This window comes from Paenibacillus sp. VTT E-133280, assembly GCF_002264385.1.
Lineage (GTDB): Bacteria > Bacillota > Bacilli > Paenibacillales > Paenibacillaceae > Paenibacillus_AQ > Paenibacillus_AQ nitricinens.
On the sequence record NZ_NFUX01000011.1, the window covers coordinates 19,181 to 43,753 of the forward strand.

Here is a 24,573-nt window from a genome sequence, read left to right on the forward strand (position 1 = left end):
TTAGTCTCCTTGATGTTCCTTTAATTTATAACTATCATCCTCAGTTGGGATTTCCCAGATAATTTCTGTTCGGAATCCACCGAGAGGGGATGGCTTGAAGGTAAGACTTGAATGATTGCCGAACAGGTGAATGATCCGCTGATTTGTATTCCAAAGACCACAACCCATTTCCTCCTGCAAAGGCTCCTGCATTTTACGGTTTAATGCTTCTAGCTGATCCGGATTCAAGCCGGGACCATCGTCATCGATATAAATTCTACAGAAGCCGTTGGACTTCTCACCACTAATCTTAATTTCGCCTGAGGAATAGGACTTCGCTACGCCATGAATCACAGAATTCTCCACCATAGGTTGAAGCATAAGGCGAGGTACAGATTGGCTAAGCATATCCTCAGGAATATCAATATGATAATCAATTCTGCCATTACGCAGTTTCTGTATATCTAAATAGTTGACTAAGAGCTTGATTTCTTCCTCCAAAGAAGCTGTCTCCCGTTCCATCCGGGTGGTATAACGATAGTAAGCACTTAGATTATAAGCCATGGAGACGACAGCGTCCTCATCTTTCATCTGGGCCATATTGATAATATAACCAAGACAGTTATAGAGAAAATGTGGATTAATTTGCGCTTGAAGCTGCTTCAGGGTAGCTTCTCGAGCACGGATCTTTTCATTAAATACATTTTCTATCAGGTCTTGAATTTGATGGGACATATCGTTAAAACGACGGAACAGAAACGAAAACTCATTTTGCTCATTGCTATGAAGCCGTACGGAGTAATCTCCTTGTTGTACGCGTTGTAAACCACTGACTAGTTTTTTAATCGGATATTGAACGTTTCTATATAGCAGAATGGAGGAGGATACTCCCACAACAAACAGCAGGATCATTGTGATATAGAATAAATCCCGACTAAGAGAAATTGGTTTGAGAATTTGATAAAGGGGGACAACATCTACTAAATGCCAATCCAAAGAGGCTGATTTCACAGAACTGACCAAATAGTTCTTCCCATTTAGCTTCACTACATCCTGAGTTGTATTCTCCGGAGAGTGATTATCCAGGTAATTAACTAGTTCGTCGGATAGCTGCTTGTCCGCGCTGCGGTTGAGGATCGGTTTTTCCCCTTTGTGATAAAAGAACGGATCGCCCTGCCCACCTGCTTTGTACGAATCAAGCATGTTCTGAATGTTCGTATAACTGAAGCTGGCTTCAATCACTAGGCTACTTCCTGTTAACGTCCCCGGTTGTGCTAAAGAATCCGTTAAGAACCAGTAAAAGGATTTTAGATCGCCTTGAGATTCCACACCATGATCACCATACGTCCATCTTCCGCTCATATTTGCTTTTAAATAATCCTCATCATACCCGATGGTTCTGTCGTAATTGGCGATGACATCTTTATTCTGCTGTGAATGAACGGCGTATCTGGTCGGCCAAATATCTGTAACCCCAGCTTGAAGCACCATCTTTTCCTGAAGAATATATCTGGTCTGCATCTGATCATATCGATCTTCCCATACATTTAGTCCATTGAATGCCCTGACGTTGGGATCTCTTGAAAGAATAAGGGTGAAGTCCATCATCTGATTAATTCGCGAATCGATCTGATTGGATAAAAAAGTGAGTTGTTTCGTATTGGACGTCTGCAATTCTTTGCCTACTACCTCGAAGGTGACATTATTTGAAAAGGTATACATGATAATGATGGGAATGAAAAGAAGTATGATCAAGCTGTTTATTTTGGCAAACAGACTAAATCGAGATTGTAAGTTTCCTCTAAGTATTGTAAAGCGCTTCCATAAATTCATAAATGCCCCTCCAGATGTTGTCCTAATAAAACCCTATCAAGCCTAACAATGTTATATAGTCAAACCTGAGAAACGCCTGATACTATTTATAGCAGAGATCCCCATCACACACAAAATATTTTTTTTGGGAACAGGAGAGAGCTATGGAGGCTAATATGGAGGTTAACTCGATACCACAGGCGAGCCTAGAAAGTCAGCCGAGTAAAAAAAGAAAAAAACGCTTTAATCAACCATGGATTCTCCATTTTATGGTGTTGCCAGCGGCAATCATGGTTTTTATTTTTTCTTATATTCCGATGTCCGGAATTCTTATGGCATTTCAAGACTATAAACCTGCACTAGGTTTTTTTGATTCCGAGTGGGTCGGACTTAAGCATTTCAGGTACATGTGGGAGAATGATTATTTCCTGTCCATTACGTGGAATACGTTATTTTTTGCTTGCTCCAAAATTGTTTTGAACTTGATTATTCCGTTTATCTTCGCCTTATTGCTTAATGAGGTAAGAAGAATGGGCCTTAAAAGAACGATTCAAACACTCGTTTATCTTCCGCACTTTCTGTCTTGGGTTACACTTTCAGGGATTCTTATTGATATCCTTGCTCAGACAGGTATTGTCAATCAATTCCTCACATCTGTATTCGGCATCAAGCCGATTTTCTTCCTAGGAGACGGCAACTGGTTCAGGTTCACTATCATTGCTAGTGATGTTTGGAAAGAGTTTGGTTTCAATACGATTATCTTTTTAGCGGCACTTTCGGGTATCAATCCATCACTTTATGAAGCTGCTGAAGTGGATGGGGCGGGGCGTTGGAAACAAACGATGTATATCACAATTCCTGCGTTAATCCCAATCGCTATCGTAATCGCCACCTTGGCACTGGGTAATGTGCTCAACGCAAACTTTGACCAGATTTTTAACTTGTACAGTCCATTGATCTATCAGCAGGGAGATATCATTGATACTTTCGTGTATAGAGAAGGTCTGCTAAGCGGACAGTTCAGTTTCGCAACCGCAGTTAATCTATTCAAATCGTTAATTAGCTTAGTCTTAATCGTAGTCTCTTACCGACTTGCTTATAGATTTGCAGGGTACAGAATTTTCTAGAAAGGATGACAACTGATGTACCATAAAACAATTCCATATCGAATATTCAGTATTATCAATAATGTATGCTTGACTATCCTTTCCGTGCTCTGCCTGCTACCTTTGTACCACTTACTCATGGTATCTCTTAGTGCATCCGCACCTGCTAATGCTGGATTAGTCACATTCTGGCCGATTGGCTTTACCTTTGAAGCCTATGCAAAGACGTTTAATAATGTCAATTTCCTTAACTCCTTGTGGGTGTCTGTGGAACGGACAGTACTCGGAACAGGACTTGCGCTGGTGGTAAATACGGTTGCAGCTTATGCGCTGTCTAAGGAAACAAGAGTCTTTCGGGCAAGAAACGTTTATCTTTGGTATTTTGTTGTCACCATGCTGTTCAGCGGTGGTCTGATACCGGGTTACATTCTAATTCTGAAGCTTGGTCTTATGAATTCATTGATGGCACTTATTCTTCCTGGATTAGTTGCTGTATTTAACATCATTTTGCTTCTGAATTTCTTCCGTACCGTACCTAAAGATCTTGAGGAAGCAGCTTTTATTGATGGGGCAGGACACTTTCAGACCTTTGTAAAAATATATTTACCGGTCTCCTTACCTGTTATTGCAACCGTCTCTCTATTCCTTATGGTAGGACACTGGAACGCATACTTTGACGGTATTATTTATATCAGAGATGCAGACAAGCTTCCGTTAGCAACGTTTATGCAGACGATTATCGTTCAGGCAGATATGTCTAAGCTTGATCCGGCAGCCGTTGCTAATTTATCACAACGAACCATCCGGGCCTCGCAGATTTTCATAAGTGCTTTGCCAATTCTATTGGTTTATCCTTTCCTGCAACGTTTCTTTGTAACTGGGATTGTGGTTGGTGCTGTAAAAGAATAATCGCTTTGTAGAAAAAGAATTTGAAGAAGGAGCTACATGTTCTAGTCCATGACTAGAACATGTAGCTCTTTTTTTATTGCGATGAATTTCATGACTGAATTGGATAATTATTGAAAATACTAAAAACATTCAGAAAATTTTCATATGACGATCATGCTAACATAGGCTATAATGAGGTCTAAAAAAGAAAAAAAAGAAAACGGGGCATAAGAATGAATCAATTTAAAGGTGAAAAAAATCTTCTCTCAGAGAAGAAGGAGCGTTTCTCTTCCGCCGGCTTTATTTTCGCAGCCATCGGGAGCTCAGTAGGACTGGGGAACATGTGGAAATTTCCGTATATTACTGGTGAAAATGGGGGAGCGGCTTTCTTCCTACTCTTCATTGTATGTTTGGTGTTGATCGGTTTACCTGTATTGTTGGCAGAGTTGGCGATCGGTCGTAGCGGACGTGGAAGCGCGGCTACTGCATTTGTACGAGCCGGAGGCGGGAAGAACTGGATGGCAGTCGGCTTTCTGCAAGTCCTTGCACCATTTTTAATTCTTTCCTTTTATATCATTGTTGCAGGATGGACGTTGAACTACGCAATGATTGCCTTCAATGGACAATTGTTCAGTTCCAGTAATTATGCAGGTGAATTCAACTCCTTTATATCTGGACCTATGCCAATAGTTTGGCAGGGGATAGCAATCCTTATAACGGCGGGTGTTGTTATTCTTGGAGTATCAGGCGGGATTGAGAAATTTAATAAGGTATTGATTCCTGGTCTGGTCGTTCTCTTAATTGTATTAATGATTCGCGCAGTAACCTTACCAGGTGCAAACGAAGGAGTAGCCTTTTTCTTAAAACCAGACTTTTCGGTACTGAATGCAGAATCTGCGCTAGTCGCATTGGGACATGCCTTCTTTTCACTTTCGCTTGGGATGGGGATTCTCTTGACTTACGGCTCTTATGTGGATAAAAAACAGTCGCTAGGAACTGCTGCACTCGCAGTCGGAGCGGGAGATTTGTTATATGCGTTTATCGCAGGGTTAATTATTTTTCCGACGACATTCTCATTCGGCATTGCTCCTGATCAAGGTCCTTCGCTAATTTTCATTGCTTTGCCAGCAGCTTTCTCAGCAATGCCTTTTGGTGCATTCTTTGGTGGTTTGTTCTTTATCTTGCTGGCGATTGCCGCTTTAACATCTGCCGTATCTCTGCTTGAGGTGCCTGTATCTTTCGCGATGGAGCGCTGGAATTGGAGCCGGAAACGTTCAGTTTGGATTTTGTCATTAGTATGTTTCCTCCTCAGTATTCCTTCGGCGATGTCACTGGGAATGGTTCCTGAGTTATCGTTTGGCGGCAAAGCTTTGTTTGATTGGGTGGATTTTGTCACTTCTAACATTATGTTGCCACTAGGCGGTCTGCTTGTTACCATCTTTGCCGGTTATTTCTGGAAAGGGGCAGCAGAAGCGGCTGGACTTAAAGCAGGTTGGTTCCGCGTTTGGTTGTTTATGCTCCGGTATGTTGCGCCGATTCTGGTGTTCTTGGTGTTGCTTCATACTTCGGGGATTCTTTCTTTCTAAATTAACGCTGTCAGTCTAGCTAGTGAACGGTAAAAAAGCTCTACGGTCCTTTCGGTCGTAGGGCTTTTTTTGATTCCCGGTAATGATCGTAATAAGTCTTGGCATTTGAAAAATGCAATGATTGCGATAGAGGTAAATAAGGTATCGGTAGAGCCTATGATGTTACTTGCGGGTTTAGATCGTCGGGAGGGTAGCGACGGGGTGATAAATACCGATGCGCTTAAGCTTGCCAGCTTCAAATCTGCTAACCTGTTCAACCAGTCTTTTATCTCTGCCCCGGGATTTTTGGTTAAAGCTAAATCATTGCTTTCCCGCAAAGCCAATTATTATTATGTTTATCACTACATAAAGAACAAGTCAGAGGTGCTTTCCAAGGCGCTTCTCAATGGGGAACTGCCAGCAGTTTTTTTGAATTGACAATTCCTAAATGTCGTAATAACTATCCGCTATGCTTACTTTGATAACTCTACAAAACCTTCTCCAAACACATCTCTAACATCATGAATGGTGAGGAAGGCGTCCTTATCCGCATTTTCAACGATTTTCTTAAGGGTGGACACTTCCTGTTTGCTAATGACAATGTAGAGCACTTCTTTGGGCTTTTGGCTGTAGTAACCTTTTCCTTGCAGAACGGTCACACCTCTGTCCATGATCAAGTTGACCTGTTCGGCGATTTTGTCCTGCTGCATGGAAATAATAGTGACTGCTTTTTTAGGGTTCAGTCCTTCAATAATAAAGTCCATCACTTTAGTACCGACATAGAGCATAATGATGGTTAACATAAGCTTCTCAGTCCCGATAATGAAGAACGAAGAGAATACAACAATCAAATCAAAAAATAGGAGCGCGTAGCTGATATTCCAATGGAGATATTTATTGGCTATCTTGGCGAGAATGGTTGTACCTGCGGTACTGCCGCCAACCCGGATGATCAGCCCAATGCCTGTTCCGACAAGTATGCCTCCGAATATGGCATTTACAATCATTTCATCAGATTGAATATTCCAATTGTGGGTAAGGTGTAAAAATACGGAATTAAGCAATACGGCAATAATTGTATAAATAATCATCTTCTTATCCAGGAATCGATATCCAAAAATCAGCAATAAAGCATTCACTATTAAGTTGACTAGACTGGGAGACCATTGAAATAAATAATAAAAAATAATGGAAACCCCTGTAACTCCACCCTCACCAAGTTCATTAGGAATTACAAATACGTTGACTGCTAAGGCAAACAGAAATGCTCCAAGCACTAAATAAAATAAATCATGAGTTAGTTTCTTTACCATCGTTACCATCCTTACATTATGCAATAATCAAAACACTATATCTCATATGGGTGAGCTTAGGCAATCTCTTTTTTTCGAAGACTATGAATGCATAGAAGTTTAAAGAACTCTGGTAGATTATGAATATGCAAGGTTTTGTATAATGGATAAGCCGCTTATGTTTGACAATGATAATCATTATCTATTAAAATTTTCACTATACTATAATGCTTTTTCATATAGAAGCCAAAAGCCAGGGAGATGCAAAATGGACCAATTTTCAGACAACATTGGCAGGCTGGAAGAAGATAATCCGCTAGGACGTGTATGGTTTCGTATCCGGGACTGCTTCCGGGATACAGAAGGCAGCAGCTACAATCGTCTGTTGTATACGACGGCTCCTGCCCATGCGCTCATTACCACTGCCGGTCCGTCAGGTCATATTGTCATTGACGGCCATCTGTATCCATTTGATTCTCAGACGGTCTATTTCATTCTTCCCGGTCAGCGTGTTGAGGTGTCGTTCGAGTCGTTTGGCGACCGGCTGTTATACAATATTCAATTTGACCTCATCGGCACTGATGCAGATTGTACGCTGACCGAGCGATGGATAGCCAATCGAAGAAGCTTGAAAGCTGTAGCTGACACTGTTGTGGAGACGCTGTGTGAGAAGATTGTTATTCACTGGAATACAGGTGATCCAGCAGATCGGTTAGCCAGCCAGTCTGGTTTCCAAGAGCTTTTGCACCTACTGCTTAAAAGGCGCAGTTCTAATGAAGGCGCACTAGAGAGAACAAGATTACATATGGATCAACATTACCGCGATACAGTTACTATCGAAAGCTTGGCCGAGATGGTCGGGATGAGCCGATACTATTTTATGAGGATGTTTAAGGAAAGGTTTGGTCAAAGCGCGATAGACTACTTGACAGAGCTTCGTACAAACGAGGCTAAAAGATTGCTGGAAGCGGGTTGCCCGTTAGCCACTGTGGCTGAGGCGGTCGGCTATAAGGACCCGATGTATTTCAGCAGCCAGTTCAAGAAACAGGTCGGCATTCCTCCGCGAATCTATATTAAGAACCGCAAAACTAAGATCGCTGCTTACAGTTGGCCCAATATTGGGCATTTACTAACGCTGCGGATGATACCATACGCCGCTCCAATAGATCAGAATTGGACAGATGATTACAGGCGGAAATACCGCTACGATATAAAAGTACCACTGAGCCATGACTACGACTTCAATCGGCTGGCGCTTCAGCAGGCTCGCCCGGATAAGATTATCGCGTTGGATGAAATGATTCCGGAAGAAGAGAAAGAGAGGTTGCGGAAGATTGCCCCTTCGTTGTTCTTAGGGTGGCACCGAGAAGATTGGCGAAGTCATTTGCAAAGCGTTGCTGGTTTCCTTGACCGGGAGAAGGAGGGGGAAAGCTGGCTTTCCCGTTATGATGAGCAGGTGGAAGCCGTTCGCAGAAATGTCTCCGGCTGTTTCCGGAAAGGCAAGATGTTAATCTTCAATATTTCGCACCGCGGAATTCAGCTCTGGGGGAGACGAGCCGGTACGGTGCTGTATGATGATCTGCAATTTCAATACGCGCAAGGCGTTGAGCATATTGAATTCACAGAATATGTGGAGGCTGAGCGTCTGATGACATTTGATGCAGATATCATCTTGATTAGCGTTACGAAAGACCACCAGTCCCAAACAGAATGGGAGCGGCTGCAACGAACGGAGCCGTGGATTAAACTGAAGGCTGTTCAGAACGGTAATGTTTATCTTACCTCTGGGCACAAATGGCTTCAAGAGCCGATTTTGGAATACACAGCCAATCGACATGAACAATTACTTCAGGAATTAAATTTGTTATTTCGTGTCCTCTAAGGCACAAAAGATGGCATCATCTCCTATTCTCTAATTGAGGGATTATTATTATAATAATCTATGATAATGATTCTCAATATCGGTAACTCAAGGAGGAAGTCATGTTTCAACTACAAAAAGCCGAATTTATTGGCTGGAATTTAAAAAGGGGTTCAAGAAGCTTTAAAAAAATTACAGGGGGAATGGCCCTGCTGCTGCTTTTGCTGATCGTTAGTGCTTGTGGAAATAGCAACGGTTCAAATGGAGGGGCGAATGCAGCACCAACTGCTGCGCCTTCGACTAGTCCAGGATCTGCAGTTAATTCGTCGGCGGCTGTGCCAGCAGAAGAAAACGAGACGCAAACGGTCATAGATGCCTATGGGGAGACAAAGGTACCCTTGCATCCGAAGCGCATTGTTGTAATCGGGCTGGAAGATGTTCTGCTGTCGCTTGAAGCACCACTTGTTTACGCTTATGGATTCGATGGATATTACCTCGAAGACCAATTAAAAAAGAAGAACATTATGTTATCCGGCAGTGCGGATACCAATCCAAATCTGGAAGCAATTCTAGCAGCTCAGCCGGATTTGATTATACTCCAAAAATACTTCACGGATGAGAACGGATATGCGGAGTTGAATAAAATCGCTCCGACGATTGCTTATACCCCAGATAATTGGGTCTCGACGATCACCGAGCTGGGTAAAGTATTGGGCCTACAGGATAAAGCGCAAAAGGTTGTTGATGATTACAACGGCAAACTGAATACAACCAAGGAAGCGATTGTCTCAGCGGTAGGTCCCGATAAAACGGTTGTATTTATGCGTCCGTCTGAAAAGGATTTACAGGTGTTTTTCCCAAGCTTTGCACCTTTGATTTACGATAAGCTGGGCTTGAAACCGGATGACAGCATTGCTGAATTCCAGAAGGAATCGCCGGACGATTGGGGCATAAATACCTCACTGGAGAAATTACCATCGATCAAAGCGGATTACGTCTTTGCCATCTATGGAGGGTCAATCGATACGGAGAAAGCTTTATCCAAAGAAAAAGAAGCATCCACAGGTCTGGAGAACCTTCAGGTATGGCAATCGATGCCGGCGGCTAAGAACAATCAGGTGTTTAATGTATCGGCCAGAACGTGGATGTCTTCTGGACCGATTGCTGAGGGAGAAGTCATGGACGAAGTGTTAGCTTCAATTACTGGGAAGCGGTAAGATTGAAAAAGGCGTTTTGTTAGATCAGGGCGCTTGTCATGCGGCCTGATTTTTTTGAGCTTGTAGTGTTAATTTAATAGTATAATAAAGCGACAATAGCTAGGAACAGATTAGACTAAGGAGCAGAAACATGAAATGTCCTCACTGCAACAACGAATTGAATGAACTCCCACTATGTTATGGAATTGAAGCACCACAATATTTTTACACGGTGCCAGAAGAGAAAAGAACAGAACTAACAGATGATTTTTGTGTCATTGATGAACAACATTTCTTTATTAGAGGACATATCGAAATACCGATCATTGATAGTCATGAGAAGTTTATTTGGAGTGTTTGGGCATCCCTGAGCGCAGAGAACTTCTTGAAATCTAATGAATTATTACTTGTTGAAGGAAGAGAAGAGGAAGAGCCTTATTTTGGTTGGTTATCGACCGAGCTTTCAATATATCCATTAACAACATTGTCTTTAAAGACAAGGGTACATACACAGGAAGTTGGTGCTGTTCCATTAATCGAATTAGAACAAACGGATCATCCACTTGCAGTTGAACAACGAGAAGGAATTTCTATTGAGAGAGTGAAGGAAATTGCCCATCTAATCAATCATGGTTAATTTTAGTGGGAAATGGCATTGGGAAAAGTAAAATTGAAGCAAAGAAGGCGAATTCTCATTCATTGTTGAATGGAAATTCGCCTTTTCCTCAGCAGCCTCCCCACAGTAATTGTGGGATTTTTTGTGTTGGAAAAAAGAAGTAATGCTGATTTTAATTCCTACTTGACTAGGTGGAATAATTGGAATATAGTATAAAAAAGCTTGAATCTTATGGAAGAGATTGTATTTATGAACTAGGTCAAAACTAATAATTGTATACAATTATACAAATATATTGTTGAGGTTTTTGCCCGACAGATTATCGATGAGGAGTTACATAGATATGGCGATACGATCACGGAGGTTGTCAAAGGATAATACCTATGATGCATTAAAGCAAAAAATTATTGATAATGAATTAGAGCCGAATCAACCTGTGCATGAAGAAAATTTGGCGGCGTTACTAGGCGTTAGTCGTACTCCACTAAGAGAGGCCATACAGAGATTGGAGAACGAGGATTTTCTCATTCGACAGCCAAATGGAAGACTGCGGGTAGCTTCTGTAACACTCAAAGAGGTTGAAGAAATATTCCAAATTCGCAGCATGCTTGAAGGCTATATCGCAAGAAATGCAGCTAAGCATGCAACAGAGAAGGATATTGTTAATTTAACGACGATGATTACAAAAATGAAGCACTCCTTCCAACTTGGCGACAATCAGAATTTTGTAACCTATGGATTTGAGTTCCATGATTATTTATCAGAAATCAGTGAACTAAAAACATTCGAGAAAGTTCTGAATCAATTAAGAGATCATTCCCTTCGCTATTGTCGATTCGTTTCCATGCATGGAGATTGGAATACACAGGCGGATGAAGAACATGATCTTATCTTGCAAATGATCGCTGACCACAATGAAGAAGGCGCTGAAAAAGCAATGCGAGATCATATTTTAAGCAGTCTAGCTACTGCACTTGACCGGATTAAAGGCATTGAAGACAAGCTGGAAGCGTAAAGAAAGGGGAGCACTTTACTGATGAATATACTGAATGAGGTTGACCAAGCCTTAGAGAATCAATTAATTGATGTTCGAAGAAACCTGCATAGAGAGCCTGAATTAGCTTATGAAGAGTTTAAGACCACAGAGAAATTACGAGAATGGCTGACACATGCCAATATTCATATTCTAGACCTCCCTTTACAAACGGGACTTATTGCGGAGATCGGGCAAGGTAACGGACCTGTTGTAGCCATTCGCTGTGATATTGATGCACTTCCGATAGAGGAACAGACTGGATTACCTTTTGCTTCTGAGATTTCTGGAAAAATGCACGCTTGTGGGCACGATTTTCACACGGCTACGATTCTAGGAGCTGCCCTATTGTTAAAGGCACGTGAAAGTGAATTGCCTGGCAAGGTTAGAGTATTGTTCCAACCAGCAGAAGAAACAGGGCATGGGGCAGAGAGCGTCTTAGCATCAGGCGGACTCAAGGGTGTAGACGCTATATTTGGTCTACATAATTCACCAGACCTGCCTACAGGAGCTTTTGGAACAAGAACAGGAGCTTTAACAGCAGGTGTTGATCGGTTTGAAATTACGATAAAAGGTGTCGGTGCTCATGCGGCTACTCCGGAAAAAGGTGTGGATAGCATTGTAACTGCGGCTCAAATCATTACTTCGCTGCAAACTATCGTAAGCCGCCAAAACAGTACCACAGAACCGGTGGTGTTAAGTGTCACCAGAATTAATGGGGGCTTTACATGGAATGTTTTACCAGAAAAAGTGGAATTAGAAGGTACGGTGCGAACTTACAATGAAGAGATTCGTCACCAGATTCCAATCCAAATGAACCGCATCATCGAAGGAATTGCTGCAGCTGCTGGGGCAGAGGCTAAGCTGCATTGGTATCCAGGACCACCAGCAACGATAAATCATGGCGAATGGGCTGACTTTACCAAAGAGGTCGCTTCAGATGCCGGATATATAGTACATGATATCCCTCCGCAAATGGGCGGAGAAGATTTCTCTTTTTATTTACAACAGATCCCGGGTGCTTTTGTAAATATAGGGTCAGGCCCAGCCTATGCTTTGCATCACCCTCGGTTCGATGTGGATGAGGCTGCGATGTTACCCGCTGCGAAGTACTTCGCTTTATTGGCAGAACAAGCGCTGGTGAAGCTACAAGTCAAAGCTTAATTAATCTCCTAGACCTAAATCCTAAAGATGATTGAGAGGAATGTATATGATTGAACTAAAGCAGGTTTCCAAAACGTTCACTCGGAAAGGGATCACGATTGATGCTCTTAAAGGGATCGATTTAAAGGTCGATAAAGGCGATATCTTTGGAGTTATCGGCTATAGTGGTGCGGGGAAAAGTACATTAATTCGTTTAGTCAATTATTTGGAAAGACCTACAGAAGGTCAGGTTTTCGTTGCTGGACATGATTTAGGAACCTATAACGATAAAGAGTTAAGAGCGGCTAAGAAGAATATCGGTATGATTTTTCAACATTTTAATTTATTAGAATCTAAAAAAGTATTTGATAATGTAGCAATTCCTCTAGTTCTCTTAAAAAAGAATAAGAATGAAATCCGCCAGCGTGTACAAGAGTTGCTAGAGTTTGTTGGATTAAGTGACAAAGCGGGGAGCTATCCTAGTGAATTGTCAGGTGGACAGAAGCAGCGTGTCGGAATTGCCAGAGCGCTTGCCTCGAATCCCTCCATCCTATTATGTGATGAAGCGACTTCTGCCTTAGATCCACAGACAACACATTCTATCTTACAGCTATTAAAAAAAATCAATGCGGAGTACAACATTACAGTGATGATCATTACACATGAAATGTCTGTCATTCAAGAGGTTTGCAACAAAGTGGCGGTTATGGAAGAAGGACGGATTATTGAGCAAGGAAGCGTCCTAGATGTATTCGGTAGTCCCAAGCATAAGACGACACAAAATTTTGTGAAGACGGTTATTCAAAATAGCATTACACCGAGCGTGCAAAAATCCATCAAAACAGAGCCTGGAAGTGTAATCTATAAACTGAATTTTGTTGGAGAAAGCGCCTCTGAGCCAATCCTGTTCGAGATGATTCGCTCCTTCGATATGAGGGTCAATATTTTATTTGCGAATACGACGGAGATTCAGGAAACGACATTGGGAACAGTGATTATTCAATGTAATGGAGATCCAGCGGAAATTCACAATGCGTTATCTTTCTTAAAACGTCATGGAGTCGGTGTAGAGGAGGTAGAATCAAATGTTTTCGACCACATTAACAAGTGATCAATTTCTGCAGGCGATTATGGAAACCATTCAGATGGTTGGCGTCTCCTTGTTTGTGGGTTCTTTGATAGGGATACCCTTTGGGATATTGCTTGTAATCACTCGTCCAGGCGGGGTTTTGGAGAACAAAGCGCTGTACGCCATACTGAATCCGATCATCAACATTATACGCTCTCTGCCTTTTATTATTTTACTTGTGGCAATTGTACCCTTCACTCGTTTGATTGTTCATACTTCGATTGGTACAAGCGCAGCGATCGTACCCTTAATTATCTACATCGCACCTTATATCGGACGTTTAGTAGAGAACTCCTTGCTTGAAGTAAACCCGGGAATACTTGAAGCCGCTGAGGCAATGGGAGCTACACCGTTTCAAGTGATATGGTACTTTTTGTTGCCAGAAGCGGTTGGATCATTAATTTTGTCTTTGACCACAGCGACGATCGGGTTGATCGGTGCAACTGCAATGGCTGGAACGGTAGGGGGCGGCGGGGTTGGAGACTTGGCGATTGTATATGGATACCAACGTTTTGATACGGTTGTCGTCGTAGCCACTGTGGTTATTCTCATTATTTTAGTGCAAGGCATTCAAACTTTAGGAAACACCCTAGCGAGAAAAATTCGCCGTTATTAGTCATTACATATTCCGGGAGGGAGTTTGGCAGATGAGTGAATGGAGCAAGCAAGAACGATTTAAAGCGATATTATCTGGAGAAAAGGCAGATCGCCCAATTGTAAGTGGTTGGCGGCATTTTATCGACAAAGAACAAATGGCAGATGATTTAGCGCAAACTACGATTTCTTTTACAAAACAATATGATTGGGACTGGGTCAAGATCAATCCTAGAGCAACTTATTTGGCGGAAGCTTGGGGGAATCAATATGATTTCTCGGACTATCAGACTGTATTTCCAAGGCAGCAAACAACAGCAATTCCAACAGCGGCTAATCTATGGGACCTCGAAGTCAAAAAGGCAATTCACACAGCTTCCTTAGTAGAACATTTAGATGCGGTTAGAAAAATACGTTTAGGTTTACCTGATACCCCACTAATCCAAACGGTATTCTCTCCATTGACGGTATTGCTATTTATTGTTGGCCGTTCTGCTTATGTTACAAAAACAGTGTTTGGCATTGAGCACCCGGTAACTTTGGAGTCCTTATTTAAGGAACACCGAGCGGCAGCGCACCATGCATTACATACGATTTCATTAACCTTAGCCGATTATGTACAAGAGCTGCAGCAAGCAGGTTCTGACGGTTTGTTCTACGCTGTGACGGGCACCGCTCACCCAGGATTATTTGATGAAGCCATGTTTGACGAGTTCTCCAGACCTTATGACTCTATTGTCTTAGAAGCTGCAAGCTACGGCAAAAACATTCTTCATACTTGTGGGGCCTATGCCCAGCCAGAGAAATTCAATGATTATCGAATTGATGGGATCAGCTGGGATACTGTAGCCGAGGGGAACCCTGGTTTAGAGGCGAATCTCAAAGCTACTAAAGTAGGTGGCGTCGATCATGGGTTGTTCGCTGTAAACGACATTGCACAAATCAAGCAGCAGGCTAAAGAAGCACTGACATTCATGAAAGACCAGCCATTTATCCTCTCGCCAAATTGCGCCATTCCACTAAATGTGACGGATGAAGCATTAGATCAATTAAAACAATCTGTATTTGAATAGGAGATGAAGTTATGAAAAAGTTAATGTTAGTGTTGATGATCGGGGTTCTAGCGGTGTTGACAGCATGCGGGAATAGTCAATCCGATAATTCAGGTGATAAGAAGAAGCTTGTCATTGGATTTGGTGTAGGAACCTATGAGGAGCAATTCCGCCAATCGATTCTGCCGATCCTAGAGAAACAAGGCTATAGCGTTGAAATTAAGTCCTTTTCACAAAACATGCAGGTCAATCCTGCCATGAAGGAAGGCTCCATTGACGCAAGTATCTTCCAAAGCACAGCCTATATGGAGGCAATCAACAAAGAAATCAAAGCTGACATGGTAGGAATTGCCTATGCGCCTGGTGCACCACAAGGTCTTTACTCCGTAAATCATACTACACTTGACGATGTTAAAGATGGAACAACCGTAGCTGTTCCGAATGATCCGGTGAACCAAGAGCGTGCACTGCGTATTCTGGAGGAATTGGGTTGGATCAAAATTAAAGACGGCGCGGGTGTAGCTGATTTTAACATCAACAGCATGGAGCCGGACAAATATAATATTGATATTAAAATATTGGACCCTGCTCAAATCTTAGTTTCACTGCAAGATGTGGATTATGGCGTTGTAAACGGCAATTATATTGCTAATTCGGACAGGAAAATTACAGATGCTTTGAAGATCGAGAATACACCTATGGAACACAGAATTATCGTATCCGTTAATAAAAAGGATGAAAATGCGCAGTGGGCCAAGGACTTGAAAGCCGCTTATGAATCTAAAGAGTTTGAAGAATATATTCATGGAATAGAGAAATATAATGGTTTCATTCTGCCTGAAGCATGGGACAACAATTAATTAAGGAAGTGAATGTAAGTGACACAAGAAAAGATTCATTTTATTGGTGGAGGACAGATGGCAGAAGCGATCATTCGCGCATCTATTTCCAACAACACCCTGTCTATAGATCAAATTAGTGTATCTGACATTAACGAAGCCCGTCTTCAGTTTTTGAGTACCAAATACGGAATAGATACGAAGAGCTCACAGGAGCAAGGCCTATCTTCTGCAGATCTGATTGTGGTTGCGGTGCGACCACAAGATGATTTGACTACACTTGGACAAATCGTACAACAATTCGCTTCACCTACCGCAGTCATCGTATCGATTGTGGCAGGGGTGACGAATGTCCAATTAGCGGGTTATTTTGGAGCTGAGCGGTCCATTATCCGTGTCATTCCAAATACTTTGACGGATACAGGATACGGATACAGCGGTGTAGCGTTAAATGCTTACGCTAGCCGTGATCAAGTGGAGCCTTTCTTACTCGGATTTGGTAAGGTACAATATCTGGATGAGGCATTCATGGATATTTTCACTGGATTTGGTGTGGCTGGCCCCAACTATATTTATTTTTTCATTGAATCTTTTGTAGATGCAGGTGTGCTTGCCGGATTGCCGCGTGAGCAAGCCTGGAGTGTTGCACTTGAGAATATGATGGGATCTGTAGCTATGCTGCAGCAGACAGGGCTGCATCCAAGACAGCTGCTTGATATTAATAATTCACCTGGCGGAGTTGGGATGCATGGCTTGTACGAATTAAATAACAGTGATTTCGCAGCAGGTCTGCAAAGAAGTGTTCTGGCAGCTGTGAAGCGCACTACTGAGCTGGGAGTGAAGTAATCATGGCAACGGTGAAATGGGATCATTTGGTACATTACGTCAATGATCTGGCTAAACCGGTTGAAATCTTTGCAGAACATGGTTTGATTGCTTTTAAAGGAGGTTCTCATAAAGATTGGGGAACCTATAACACATTAAGTTATTTCGGGCTAACCTATCTCGAATTTCTAGGCATTGAGAATCTTGAGCTAGCAGAGGCAACTGAACATAATCTAGTGGTGAAAGACGCGGTAAAACTTCTCCCGGAGCATGAGGTCTTAAGCAGAGTAGTCATCCGGACGGATGATATTGAAGAAGTAGCGGCTTCCCTTAAGGCAGCGGGTTTATCACTATCTCCAATTATTGATGGGAAACGTCTGGATAACGAGGGAAGATTAATCGAGTGGCGCATGATGACTATCGGTGGTGACTTTCAAGGACTAGTCTATCCGTTCATCATTCAATGGAGCGGAACAGATGCAGAGAGGTTAGAGAGATTATTTTCGTCTGGAGTCATACAGCCTCATCCTGCTGGACCTGTCGAAATCGTGCGTGCTGTATTCCATGTCTCCGATCCTGCAGCTACCGCTAAACATTGGGGAACGTTGTTCGGACTACCTGTAACAGAGTCAGAGGACGATAGTTTCAGCCTTAAGATTGACGATAAGTCGTTAGCTTTCGTGCAAGGGAATGATAACCAGTTCAAACAGGTGGTTTTTGAGACGGATTCGTTAGTTCTAAAGGGGAAGACGATTCAGATTGGTGCCGGGGAGTATGTTTTTGTTTAAGGGTAATCATAAATACACTTATGATTTCTTGAATAAATCAAAAACCAGATCATTAAGCAATGTACGAAATTGCTTAATGATCTGGTTTTTTTTGCATGAATGGATATAATGACATCTTCTAAGAGCTCTTGACAATTAATGTAAAAGTGGTATGTTGTAAGTAGTAAGTGATAAGTAGTAAGTGATAAGTAGTAAGTAGTAAGTAGTAAGTAGTAAGTGAATCAAAACGCTCACCATACGGAATAAATATCATCCAGTAAATACGAATTTATGGATAGGGGTGGATGGTTATGATGGATTTAAAATTAGCACCAAGTTTTGCATTGCTCGCGCTTAATGGACAGAGAAGTCTTCATATGACTACTGTTAAGAAAGTATCTTTACGCTGCATGGCCGCGGCGGTTGTATTGGAGCTTTACTTAGAGGGATGTTTATCACAATCTGAGAACAAGATCACTTTGCCTAAAGTAAAACTTGATCCATCTCATTCAACACTTTATAGAGAAACGGTTCTACAACCCTTACTTCACAATAGCGCTGTTACGGAGGGTGACTTAAATTGGTGGTTAAAAAAGGCTTCGACAAAGTCTAACCATCAGTTAAAAAAATTCGAAACGGCGATTACAGATTATCTTAAGTCAATGAATTTACTTGAAGAAATCCCAAGCCTGTTAGGGAGCGACATGTATTTTGATTCTGCTGAAGTTGAAATTAAAGCATATCGCAGTAAAATGGAGGCGTACACAAGCATTACAGAGAATATACGGGCAGAGATTTTGGAAGAGGGATCAGTAACAGATGAAGTTATTTGTATGCTGTGGCTACTTCGTGAATGTGGATGTATGCATGATTACTTCTCGAAGAACGAACTTGAAAAGGTAAATATCAGATTTCATGATCTATATCAAAGTAACTTATGGGCAAAAACATTATTTCCAATTCAAATTCATCATGGAATTGAGTTAGGGATCAAACGGTTTCTAGAATTGAAGACAAAGTTTGTGAAGACGGATGTCGGTGGTAGTATTAATTTTATTTTCCCAGCCCTTGAGCGATCACAAGCTGTCTTTATAGAAACAGAGTCTTGGTTTGATAATTCTAGTCAAAGACTAGACGCAGTGATTATAAGATTAATGTCGTGTGGACATGAAATTAAGGTGATAGAGAGAGGATCAATTGCGACCCTTAAAATTGATAATTTGTTATACGATGCGATCCCGCATTTTGTTATGATGAAAGTGCCAATTCAAGGTGTGCGTCTTGTTCCGAAGCGCCCGCTGTAAAGGAGTTGGTTATCCATGTCTAGACAACGTTCTATGGAGAATATTTTGGCTTCAGAGTATGTCTCTATAGGTGAATTGGTAAGAATCACAAATTCTCGTTATAGTACACTCAAACATTACACAGAAGAAGGCATGCTTCCCTTTGAACAGGCCGAGGAGAATTTAACACGCAGATATAAAAGAGAGGAAACCGTCGCACGCATTCTTTGGATCAAAGAGTTGAAAGCAGACGGTTTATCGATCCCACAAATGAAAGAAGCTTTAGGAATGAATTAAACATCGGGATTCCCGGTGTTTTTTGCTTTTTTAGTCAAAGAATTAACATCCTCTGATAACTTCGCACCAATCATCCGAACGAAATGCTCAGCCGCAACAGACAGCTTTCGATCCCGTCGTACTGCAAAGCCTATACTGCGAGGTAACAACGGATCGTCTAGCTTCAGTTCATAAAGTATTCCACTATGAAGATCCTCTTGCACGAAAGAACGGCTAATAAAAGCTGCCCCATACCCTAATCTAGCGAACTCTGCTAGCAGTTCTATACTCCCCAATTCGATATCTGGGATTACCGATAATCCCTTAGTCGCAAACCATTGCTCAACAAATACTCTAGTGCTGCTCCCTTGAGAAAATAGGATTAAAGGCAGCTCTGACACTTCTCTCATGGTTAGTGAACGACTCGTTAATTCTTGATAGGCTTCTCCTACTACAAAACAATCCTCCAGCACAGCCAGCGTCTGTATATTTAGCAGTGGATCGTGAAGAGGCATATGGACAAAGGCGCAGTCGATCTCGCCATCTTTTAAACGCTTAGTGATGTCTGGCGTCTTCCCGTGAGAGAGACGGATTCGTATACCTGGGTATGTGCTATGGAAGGTGTTCAACTGCGGCAACAAAAGATGCTTGATCAGATAATCACTGGCTCCGATTCGTATTTCTCCCTCATTTAACTGCTTCAAGCTCTCCAGATGCTTCTGTGCTGAATCCAGCATGGAAAAGGATTGCTCCACATATTCGAATAGCGCTCGCCCTTCTTCTGTAAGCTCTACACCTTTGGACAGCCTGTGAAAAAGCTTCAGTCCTAAGGCTTCTTCCAATTGTTTAATGGCGTAACTCACAGAAGGCTGTGTAATATGCAGTTCCGTTGCAGCTTTTGTTAAATTACGATGACGTGCCGTTTGCCAGAAAATACGATACCATTCCAAGTTGAACATGTGGTATAGATCACCTCTATATCATTATGGTAAAAATCCAATTTCATTTATTGCATCTCATTCATTATAATCAGGCTAGAGGAATAATTCAAAGGGGTGGATGAAATGGAATCCAATCAACCGGACTTAGAAGCACGTTCTCCATGGTCAACGAATAGCGATAAACACATAGTGAAGATTAGCCCAGCGAAAGCGGAAATCTATGGGACGATAACCATATCAGGAAGCAAAAGTCTGACAAATCGGGCCTTGGTAATCGCTGCTTTGGCTGAAGGACGTTCAGAAATAAAGGGTATATTAAAAAGTGATGATTCTTACTGGTGTATTGATTCGTTAATGAAACTGGGGATTCCCGTTATGATAGAAGGAGAGACAGCTGTTGTGGAGGGATGTGGCGGCAACTGGCCGAATCCGACTGGTGAGCTATATGTAGGAGCGGCAGGTACGGTTGCAAGATTCTTACCCGCTGCACTCGCGGCAGGGACGGGTACTTGGACAATGAATGGAAGTAAACGACTCTGTGAGCGTCCACTCGCTCCATTACTCGACGCATTAACGACCCTTGGTGCACATTTTGAGTATAAACAAGTAGAGCGCTGTTTACCTTTTACATTGGAGGCAAAAGGTCTGCAAGGAGGAAGGGCTACGCTGCCCGGCTCCACTTCAAGTCAATTTATTAGTGGATTGCTGCTCGCGGCGCCGTATGCCAAGGACCAGGTGACCGTGTATATAGATGGAGAAGTTGTGCAAAGAGATTATGTCGAGATGACCCTTGCCATGATGGCCTCCTTTGGTGTAACACCAGAAGCATCTCAGGATGGTCAATCGATAACGGTTCCTACAGGAAAGTATCACGGTCATACGATCACTTTAGAGCCTGATGTATCCACATGCTGTTACTTTTGGGCTGTTGCGGCGCTTACGGCAGGCCGTGTTCGAATTGAAGGAATCAATGCAAGCCATACAAGTCAACCTGATATCGAATTTTTAGACGTTCTGGAGTTAATGGGCTGTACCGTTCTTCGTGGGGAGAATTTTGTTGAAGTACAAGGTGTCCCACGGCTTAAGGGTGGATTCACAGTGAGTATGAAGAAGTGGTCGGATCAAACACTAACCATGGCTGCTATGGCTATTTTTGCAGATGGTCCAATCACTCTAAAGGATGCCGCACATATCAGACATCATGAATGTGATCGGATAGCCGCGATATGCGAGGAAATAAGTAAGCTCGGAATACGTGTGGAAGAGTTTGAGGATGGTCTAACGGTATATCCGGGTCAGCCAATCCCAGCTTTACTAAATTCTCATGACGATCATCGGATGGCTATGGCGCTTTCTTTAATTGGCTTGAAGATTGAGAATATTCAGATTATCGACCCTGGTTGTGTCTCCAAGACCTGTCCAGATTATTTTGACCGTTTGTCAGCGTTAGGCGTACAGGTCCAATACTAACTAAGGAGTGCATATATAATGGCAGGAAATACATTCGGTGAAGTGTTCAAAATTACAACCTTCGGTGAGTCACATGGTGTGTCGGTAGGTGTCATAGTGGATGGTGTAACACCTGGTGTCGAGATTAACGAAGCGTATATACAGAAACAGATGGATCGGAGAAAACCGGGCCAATCTTCAGTAACTACTCCTCGTAAAGAATATGATGTTGTCCACATACAATCAGGAGTATTTGAGGGAAAAACAACAGGTACGCCGCTTTTTGTAGTTCTTCAAAACCACGATATGAGACCAGAAGCGTACAGCGAGATTCAGGACGCTTTTCGTCCGGGCCATGCCGACTTTACTTATTTAGAGAAATACGGGATTCGGGATCATCGTGGAAGCGGACGTGCTTCTGGTAGAGAAACTGCGGCAAGAGTGGCTGGAGGTGCGATAGCTCGTAAGTTGTTAGAGAGAAGAGGTGTACAGGTAGTAGCATACACGCAAGAAATCGGAGGCATAAAGTGTGAATCCTTCGATGAGGGAATGATTGAACAAAATGCTGTCCGCGCTTGTGATCCTATTGCAGCTGAGAAGATGATTAAAAAGATTGAGGGGTTAGCCGAGATTGGAGATAGCTGTGGAGGTATTGTGGAATGCCGTATTCGTGGCGTGATTCCGGGTCTTGGAGAGCCGGTCTTTGATAAATTGGATGCAGAACTGGCGAAAGCTATGCTGTCCATTGGTGCTGTTAAAGGGATAGAATTTGGAGCTGGCTTTGAAGCGGCAACGATGCTGGGTAGTGAGCATAATGACGCGAGGAATAGCGATGGCTTTCTTACTAATCATTCCGGAGGAATCATCGGGGGGATTAGCACCGGACAAGAAATCGTATTTCGGATCAGTGTAAAACCGACGTCGTCCATCTCTGTGCCACAGCAAACGACTAACATTAAAGGGGAAGAGCAAGAGATACGCACCGAAGGCAGACATGATCCTTGTATTTGTCCGAGAATCGTACCTGTGGTAGAGGCTATGGCTTGTTTAGTACTGGAGGATCAATATAAACGACAAGCCGCTATGCTTGGATGATACAAAAGCGGCATGGCCCATTAGCACATATTGCGCTAATGGGCTTTTTACTGTTCACACTTCGATTTTACCCCATATAGAAACTTGATTTAGTATATTATGGAATTAGAAAAGCGGAAAAGAACTCATGCAATACTAAATAAAGGAGGGGCGTTAATGGACAACGACAGAGCACCAGTAATATTTCAAAAAGAAACAAAGAACGGGTTGGAAAAGGTGGTTTTATGAGAATATTCACGTTAGGAATTGTAGTATTGATGTTATTTGTTTTAAACCCTACCGTAATAAAAGACAATCCAAATACAGCTATATCGAAGATAGAAGCATCTGTTGAACCGTCAGAGAAATTAGCAGCAGGAAGCTTAAGTGAATTGGCTAATCGTAAATTTTCTATAAAAGAAGGTCAGAACAATGAAGAAGATTATGATTCTATTGTGACCTTTGGAGAAGCCTTCGTTAATCTTTATACCGGAGCTGTTGCAAAACAAGAAACTGTATCCTTTGAGAATTACATCTCGAGTGCAAATCTTCTTAAATTCACAGATAAAATGTTGGAATTAACACAAAAGCAGGCATTGAACGGTGCCAGTAGTGTGAATTTCGGTCTCGATAATGAGTTTAAAGAAGAAGTGATTAATAAAATTGATAAGAATCTTTACTATCTGAGCTTACCTTTTTCAAACGAAGGGTCTGGATTGACTTGCACACTGTTAGTTCAATCTTCAAATAAGTCATTGGAAATTGTTGATTTGTACTTTGGCTACAAAGATGGTGTAGATACTTTCACAACGGGTCACCCTGCGGAAAGAAACTTTGACAATCCACAAATATGGGATGACCAAGAATGGGTGGATGGTGTTTTTGAAAAGCTTGAACAATATGAAGCCGAACTCTCCGTCAAGTAGACAGTAGAAGAATAGAGATCCGAGCAGCAACTTGCTTTCAATATTCAGCGGTAACAATAAAAGCAGCGGTATGTTAAGGCTTTAGTTTCCCGCCCTAGCACCGCTGCTTCATTATTAAGGTATTCTAATCCAATTCTACTAGTATCTCAAGGTTTTACCCAGGAGCCCTTCAGATCCATTTCCCGGATACAATCGGCCGAGTCATTCCTGTTGTCGTTAATCATTGGGGTAACTGGGTACACCTGCATTTCATCTGCTGAATAAGGCCGCAGAATCGGATTCAGTGCTTCCAGATCATTTGTCTCCTCATCAAGCCATCGAGTGATATCCTGTGGGGACAAAATCGCCGGCATCCGGCTCTCAAATTCGCTAATCAGTGGATTGGCATCAGTCATGACCAGAGAACAGGTACGAAGAGGCTCCCCGCGCGTATCCCGCCAAATTTCGTATAGACCAGCCACTCCGAACATACTGCGATTATTCATGACTACCCGAACTGGATAAGTCTTCTTGCCTTCCTTTTTCCAATAATAAAACCCATTGCACGGGATAATACAACGATGCTTGTCCACCATCTTGCGGTAGGTTGGATTCTGATGCACGTTACGGAGATCCGCATTGATCGCATCTTTTCCCCAATAAGGAACGAATCCCCAGCGGAACTCATCTAGAATTCGCTCACCATCCTGTTGTAAAACTACCGGCATATCCTGCGTGGGACTAATATTATAGCGGTCTTTATAGTAGTACATCACTCGGTTAATTTCAAAATGATCCCTAATTTCCTGCAGTTCGGCCGCTAGCGAAAAACGTTGACACATGAAACATCAGCCTCCTTTTGTTTCGTAGTGTTTGTAAAAGGAGGTAAATTATTCATGGCTTCCGAGGTCGCCTATTAATTGACCTGAATCCTGTGGTTGACAGTAA

24 protein-coding genes are annotated in these 24,573 nt (G+C 42.3%); 20 read left to right on the forward strand and 4 right to left on the reverse strand.

All coding sequences use genetic code 11. From position 1 onward, the window contains the following. Positions 1–1,812 carry a sensor histidine kinase gene (locus tag CA600_RS06995; protein WP_094869543.1) on the reverse strand — a complete coding sequence of 604 codons (1,812 nt, stop codon included), beginning with the start codon at positions 1,810–1,812 and terminating at the stop codon, positions 1–3. 155 nt (positions 1,813–1,967) lie between these two features. On the opposite strand from CA600_RS06995, the gene CA600_RS07000 reads away from it, so the two are divergent. The 4 genes from CA600_RS07000 to CA600_RS07015 all read left to right on the forward strand — a co-directional run bounded on the left by CA600_RS07000 (position 1,968) and on the right by CA600_RS07015 (position 5,788). After that, positions 1,968–2,918: an ABC transporter permease gene (locus CA600_RS07000; RefSeq protein WP_094869622.1), complete on the forward strand. Its 951-nt coding sequence runs from the start codon at positions 1,968–1,970 to the stop codon at positions 2,916–2,918. A gap of 15 nt (positions 2,919–2,933) precedes the next feature. Beyond that, entirely contained in the window at positions 2,934–3,806 is an 873-nt protein-coding gene (locus tag CA600_RS07005) for a carbohydrate ABC transporter permease (RefSeq protein WP_042129067.1), read from the forward strand. Between the two features lie 212 nt (positions 3,807–4,018). Continuing rightward, positions 4,019–5,371: a sodium-dependent transporter gene (locus CA600_RS07010; protein WP_094869544.1), complete on the forward strand. Its 1,353-nt coding sequence runs from the start codon at positions 4,019–4,021 to the stop codon at positions 5,369–5,371. Positions 5,372–5,440: 69 nt separating this feature from the next. Further along, positions 5,441–5,788: a hypothetical protein gene (locus CA600_RS07015; protein WP_094869545.1), complete on the forward strand. Its 348-nt coding sequence runs from the start codon at positions 5,441–5,443 to the stop codon at positions 5,786–5,788. 35 nt (positions 5,789–5,823) lie between these two features. On the opposite strand, the gene CA600_RS07020 is transcribed toward CA600_RS07015, so the two are convergent. Continuing rightward, on the reverse strand, positions 5,824–6,663 hold the full coding sequence (locus CA600_RS07020; protein WP_094869546.1) for a YitT family protein: 840 nt from the start codon (positions 6,661–6,663) through the stop codon (positions 5,824–5,826). 247 nt (positions 6,664–6,910) lie between these two features. Here CA600_RS07020 and CA600_RS07025 point away from each other — a divergent pair, with 247 nt between their 5' ends. From CA600_RS07025 to CA600_RS07085, 13 genes are all read left to right on the forward strand, one after another. Then, positions 6,911–8,524, forward strand: a complete 1,614-nt coding sequence (locus CA600_RS07025) for a helix-turn-helix domain-containing protein (RefSeq protein ID WP_094869547.1) — start codon at positions 6,911–6,913, stop codon at positions 8,522–8,524. A gap of 101 nt (positions 8,525–8,625) precedes the next feature. After that, positions 8,626–9,720 (forward strand): ABC transporter substrate-binding protein, encoded by a 1,095-nt coding sequence (locus CA600_RS07030; RefSeq protein WP_094869548.1) that lies wholly within the window; start codon positions 8,626–8,628, stop codon positions 9,718–9,720. 130 nt (positions 9,721–9,850) lie between these two features. Further along, positions 9,851–10,336 carry a DUF2199 domain-containing protein gene (locus CA600_RS07035; RefSeq protein ID WP_094869549.1) on the forward strand — a complete coding sequence of 162 codons (486 nt, stop codon included), beginning with the start codon at positions 9,851–9,853 and terminating at the stop codon, positions 10,334–10,336. A 322-nt stretch (positions 10,337–10,658) separates the two neighbouring features. Further along, positions 10,659–11,330: a GntR family transcriptional regulator gene (locus CA600_RS07040; RefSeq protein WP_094869550.1), complete on the forward strand. Its 672-nt coding sequence runs from the start codon at positions 10,659–10,661 to the stop codon at positions 11,328–11,330. Between the two features lie 30 nt (positions 11,331–11,360). Next, positions 11,361–12,512 (forward strand): amidohydrolase, encoded by a 1,152-nt coding sequence (locus CA600_RS07045; RefSeq protein ID WP_373455876.1) that lies wholly within the window; start codon positions 11,361–11,363, stop codon positions 12,510–12,512. A gap of 46 nt (positions 12,513–12,558) precedes the next feature. Next, positions 12,559–13,602: a methionine ABC transporter ATP-binding protein gene (locus CA600_RS07050; protein ID WP_094869552.1), complete on the forward strand. Its 1,044-nt coding sequence runs from the start codon at positions 12,559–12,561 to the stop codon at positions 13,600–13,602. Next, positions 13,577–14,236, forward strand: coding sequence for a methionine ABC transporter permease (locus CA600_RS07055; RefSeq protein WP_094869553.1), 660 nt, complete (start codon positions 13,577–13,579; stop codon positions 14,234–14,236). Before CA600_RS07050 ends, CA600_RS07055 begins: the two co-directional genes overlap by 26 nt. A 31-nt stretch (positions 14,237–14,267) precedes the next feature. Continuing rightward, a complete protein-coding gene (locus CA600_RS07060; RefSeq protein ID WP_094869554.1) occupies positions 14,268–15,287 on the forward strand; it encodes a uroporphyrinogen decarboxylase family protein in 1,020 nt (339 codons plus the stop codon). Positions 15,288–15,298: 11 nt separating this feature from the next. Continuing rightward, complete coding sequence (locus tag CA600_RS07065; RefSeq protein ID WP_094869555.1) at positions 15,299–16,126, forward strand: MetQ/NlpA family ABC transporter substrate-binding protein; 828 nt, start codon at positions 15,299–15,301, stop codon at positions 16,124–16,126. An 18-nt stretch (positions 16,127–16,144) separates the two neighbouring features. Then, a complete protein-coding gene (locus tag CA600_RS07070; protein ID WP_094869556.1) occupies positions 16,145–16,951 on the forward strand; it encodes a pyrroline-5-carboxylate reductase family protein in 807 nt (268 codons plus the stop codon). Positions 16,952–16,953: 2 nt separating this feature from the next. Then, on the forward strand, positions 16,954–17,718 hold the full coding sequence (locus CA600_RS07075; RefSeq protein WP_094869557.1) for a VOC family protein: 765 nt from the start codon (positions 16,954–16,956) through the stop codon (positions 17,716–17,718). A gap of 290 nt (positions 17,719–18,008) precedes the next feature. Next, complete coding sequence (locus CA600_RS07080; protein ID WP_094869558.1) at positions 18,009–19,001, forward strand: hypothetical protein; 993 nt, start codon at positions 18,009–18,011, stop codon at positions 18,999–19,001. A 15-nt stretch (positions 19,002–19,016) separates the two neighbouring features. Next, the gene (locus CA600_RS07085; RefSeq protein WP_094869559.1) at positions 19,017–19,277 is read left to right on the forward strand and encodes a helix-turn-helix domain-containing protein; all 261 of its coding nucleotides are present in this window, start codon (positions 19,017–19,019) and stop codon (positions 19,275–19,277) included. Here CA600_RS07085 and CA600_RS07090 read toward each other — a convergent pair. Beyond that, positions 19,274–20,215, reverse strand: a complete 942-nt coding sequence (locus CA600_RS07090) for a LysR family transcriptional regulator (protein ID WP_094869560.1) — start codon at positions 20,213–20,215, stop codon at positions 19,274–19,276. The genes CA600_RS07085 and CA600_RS07090 overlap by 4 nt on opposite strands. A gap of 105 nt (positions 20,216–20,320) precedes the next feature. Here CA600_RS07090 and aroA point away from each other — a divergent pair, with 105 nt between their 5' ends. The 3 genes from aroA to CA600_RS07105 all read left to right on the forward strand — a co-directional run bounded on the left by aroA (position 20,321) and on the right by CA600_RS07105 (position 23,646). After that, positions 20,321–21,667, forward strand: coding sequence for a 3-phosphoshikimate 1-carboxyvinyltransferase (gene aroA / locus CA600_RS07095; RefSeq protein ID WP_094869561.1), 1,347 nt, complete (start codon positions 20,321–20,323; stop codon positions 21,665–21,667). Positions 21,668–21,685: 18 nt separating this feature from the next. Further along, positions 21,686–22,741: a chorismate synthase gene (aroC, locus tag CA600_RS07100; protein ID WP_094869562.1), complete on the forward strand. Its 1,056-nt coding sequence runs from the start codon at positions 21,686–21,688 to the stop codon at positions 22,739–22,741. A 224-nt stretch (positions 22,742–22,965) separates the two neighbouring features. Beyond that, on the forward strand, positions 22,966–23,646 hold the full coding sequence (locus tag CA600_RS07105) for a hypothetical protein (RefSeq protein ID WP_094869563.1): 681 nt from the start codon (positions 22,966–22,968) through the stop codon (positions 23,644–23,646). Positions 23,647–23,792: 146 nt separating this feature from the next. Here CA600_RS07105 and CA600_RS07110 read toward each other — a convergent pair whose 3' ends face one another. Further along, entirely contained in the window at positions 23,793–24,467 is a 675-nt protein-coding gene (locus tag CA600_RS07110; protein ID WP_094869564.1) for an SOS response-associated peptidase, read from the reverse strand. Positions 24,468–24,573: the final 106 nt, after the last annotated feature.

Bases quoted from the DNA above. Each gene is read 5' to 3' on its own strand.
- CA600_RS07055 (WP_094869553.1), top strand. From the start codon at position 13,577: ATGTTTTCGACCACATTAACAAGTGATCAATTTCTGCAGGCGATTATG.
- CA600_RS07025 (WP_094869547.1), top strand. From the start codon at position 6,911: ATGGACCAATTTTCAGACAACATTGGCAGGCTGGAAGAAGATAATCCG.
- CA600_RS07105 (WP_094869563.1), top strand. From the start codon at position 22,966: ATGAGAATATTCACGTTAGGAATTGTAGTATTGATGTTATTTGTTTTA.
- CA600_RS07030 (WP_094869548.1), top strand. From the start codon at position 8,626: ATGTTTCAACTACAAAAAGCCGAATTTATTGGCTGGAATTTAAAAAGG.
- aroC (WP_094869562.1), top strand. From the start codon at position 21,686: ATGGCAGGAAATACATTCGGTGAAGTGTTCAAAATTACAACCTTCGGT.
- CA600_RS07060 (WP_094869554.1), top strand. From the start codon at position 14,268: ATGAGTGAATGGAGCAAGCAAGAACGATTTAAAGCGATATTATCTGGA.
- CA600_RS07005 (WP_042129067.1), top strand. From the start codon at position 2,934: ATGTACCATAAAACAATTCCATATCGAATATTCAGTATTATCAATAAT.
- CA600_RS07085 (WP_094869559.1), top strand. From the start codon at position 19,017: ATGTCTAGACAACGTTCTATGGAGAATATTTTGGCTTCAGAGTATGTC.
- CA600_RS07000 (WP_094869622.1), top strand. From the start codon at position 1,968: ATGGAGGTTAACTCGATACCACAGGCGAGCCTAGAAAGTCAGCCGAGT.
- CA600_RS07090 (WP_094869560.1), bottom strand. From the start codon at position 20,215: ATGTTCAACTTGGAATGGTATCGTATTTTCTGGCAAACGGCACGTCAT.
- CA600_RS07065 (WP_094869555.1), top strand. From the start codon at position 15,299: ATGAAAAAGTTAATGTTAGTGTTGATGATCGGGGTTCTAGCGGTGTTG.
- CA600_RS07110 (WP_094869564.1), bottom strand. From the start codon at position 24,467: ATGTGTCAACGTTTTTCGCTAGCGGCCGAACTGCAGGAAATTAGGGAT.
- CA600_RS07035 (WP_094869549.1), top strand. From the start codon at position 9,851: ATGAAATGTCCTCACTGCAACAACGAATTGAATGAACTCCCACTATGT.
- CA600_RS07050 (WP_094869552.1), top strand. From the start codon at position 12,559: ATGATTGAACTAAAGCAGGTTTCCAAAACGTTCACTCGGAAAGGGATC.
- CA600_RS07040 (WP_094869550.1), top strand. From the start codon at position 10,659: ATGGCGATACGATCACGGAGGTTGTCAAAGGATAATACCTATGATGCA.
- CA600_RS07010 (WP_094869544.1), top strand. From the start codon at position 4,019: ATGAATCAATTTAAAGGTGAAAAAAATCTTCTCTCAGAGAAGAAGGAG.
- aroA (WP_094869561.1), top strand. From the start codon at position 20,321: ATGGAATCCAATCAACCGGACTTAGAAGCACGTTCTCCATGGTCAACG.
- CA600_RS07080 (WP_094869558.1), top strand. From the start codon at position 18,009: ATGATGGATTTAAAATTAGCACCAAGTTTTGCATTGCTCGCGCTTAAT.
- CA600_RS06995 (WP_094869543.1), bottom strand. From the start codon at position 1,812: ATGAATTTATGGAAGCGCTTTACAATACTTAGAGGAAACTTACAATCT.
- CA600_RS07020 (WP_094869546.1), bottom strand. From the start codon at position 6,663: ATGGTAAAGAAACTAACTCATGATTTATTTTATTTAGTGCTTGGAGCA.
- CA600_RS07075 (WP_094869557.1), top strand. From the start codon at position 16,954: ATGGCAACGGTGAAATGGGATCATTTGGTACATTACGTCAATGATCTG.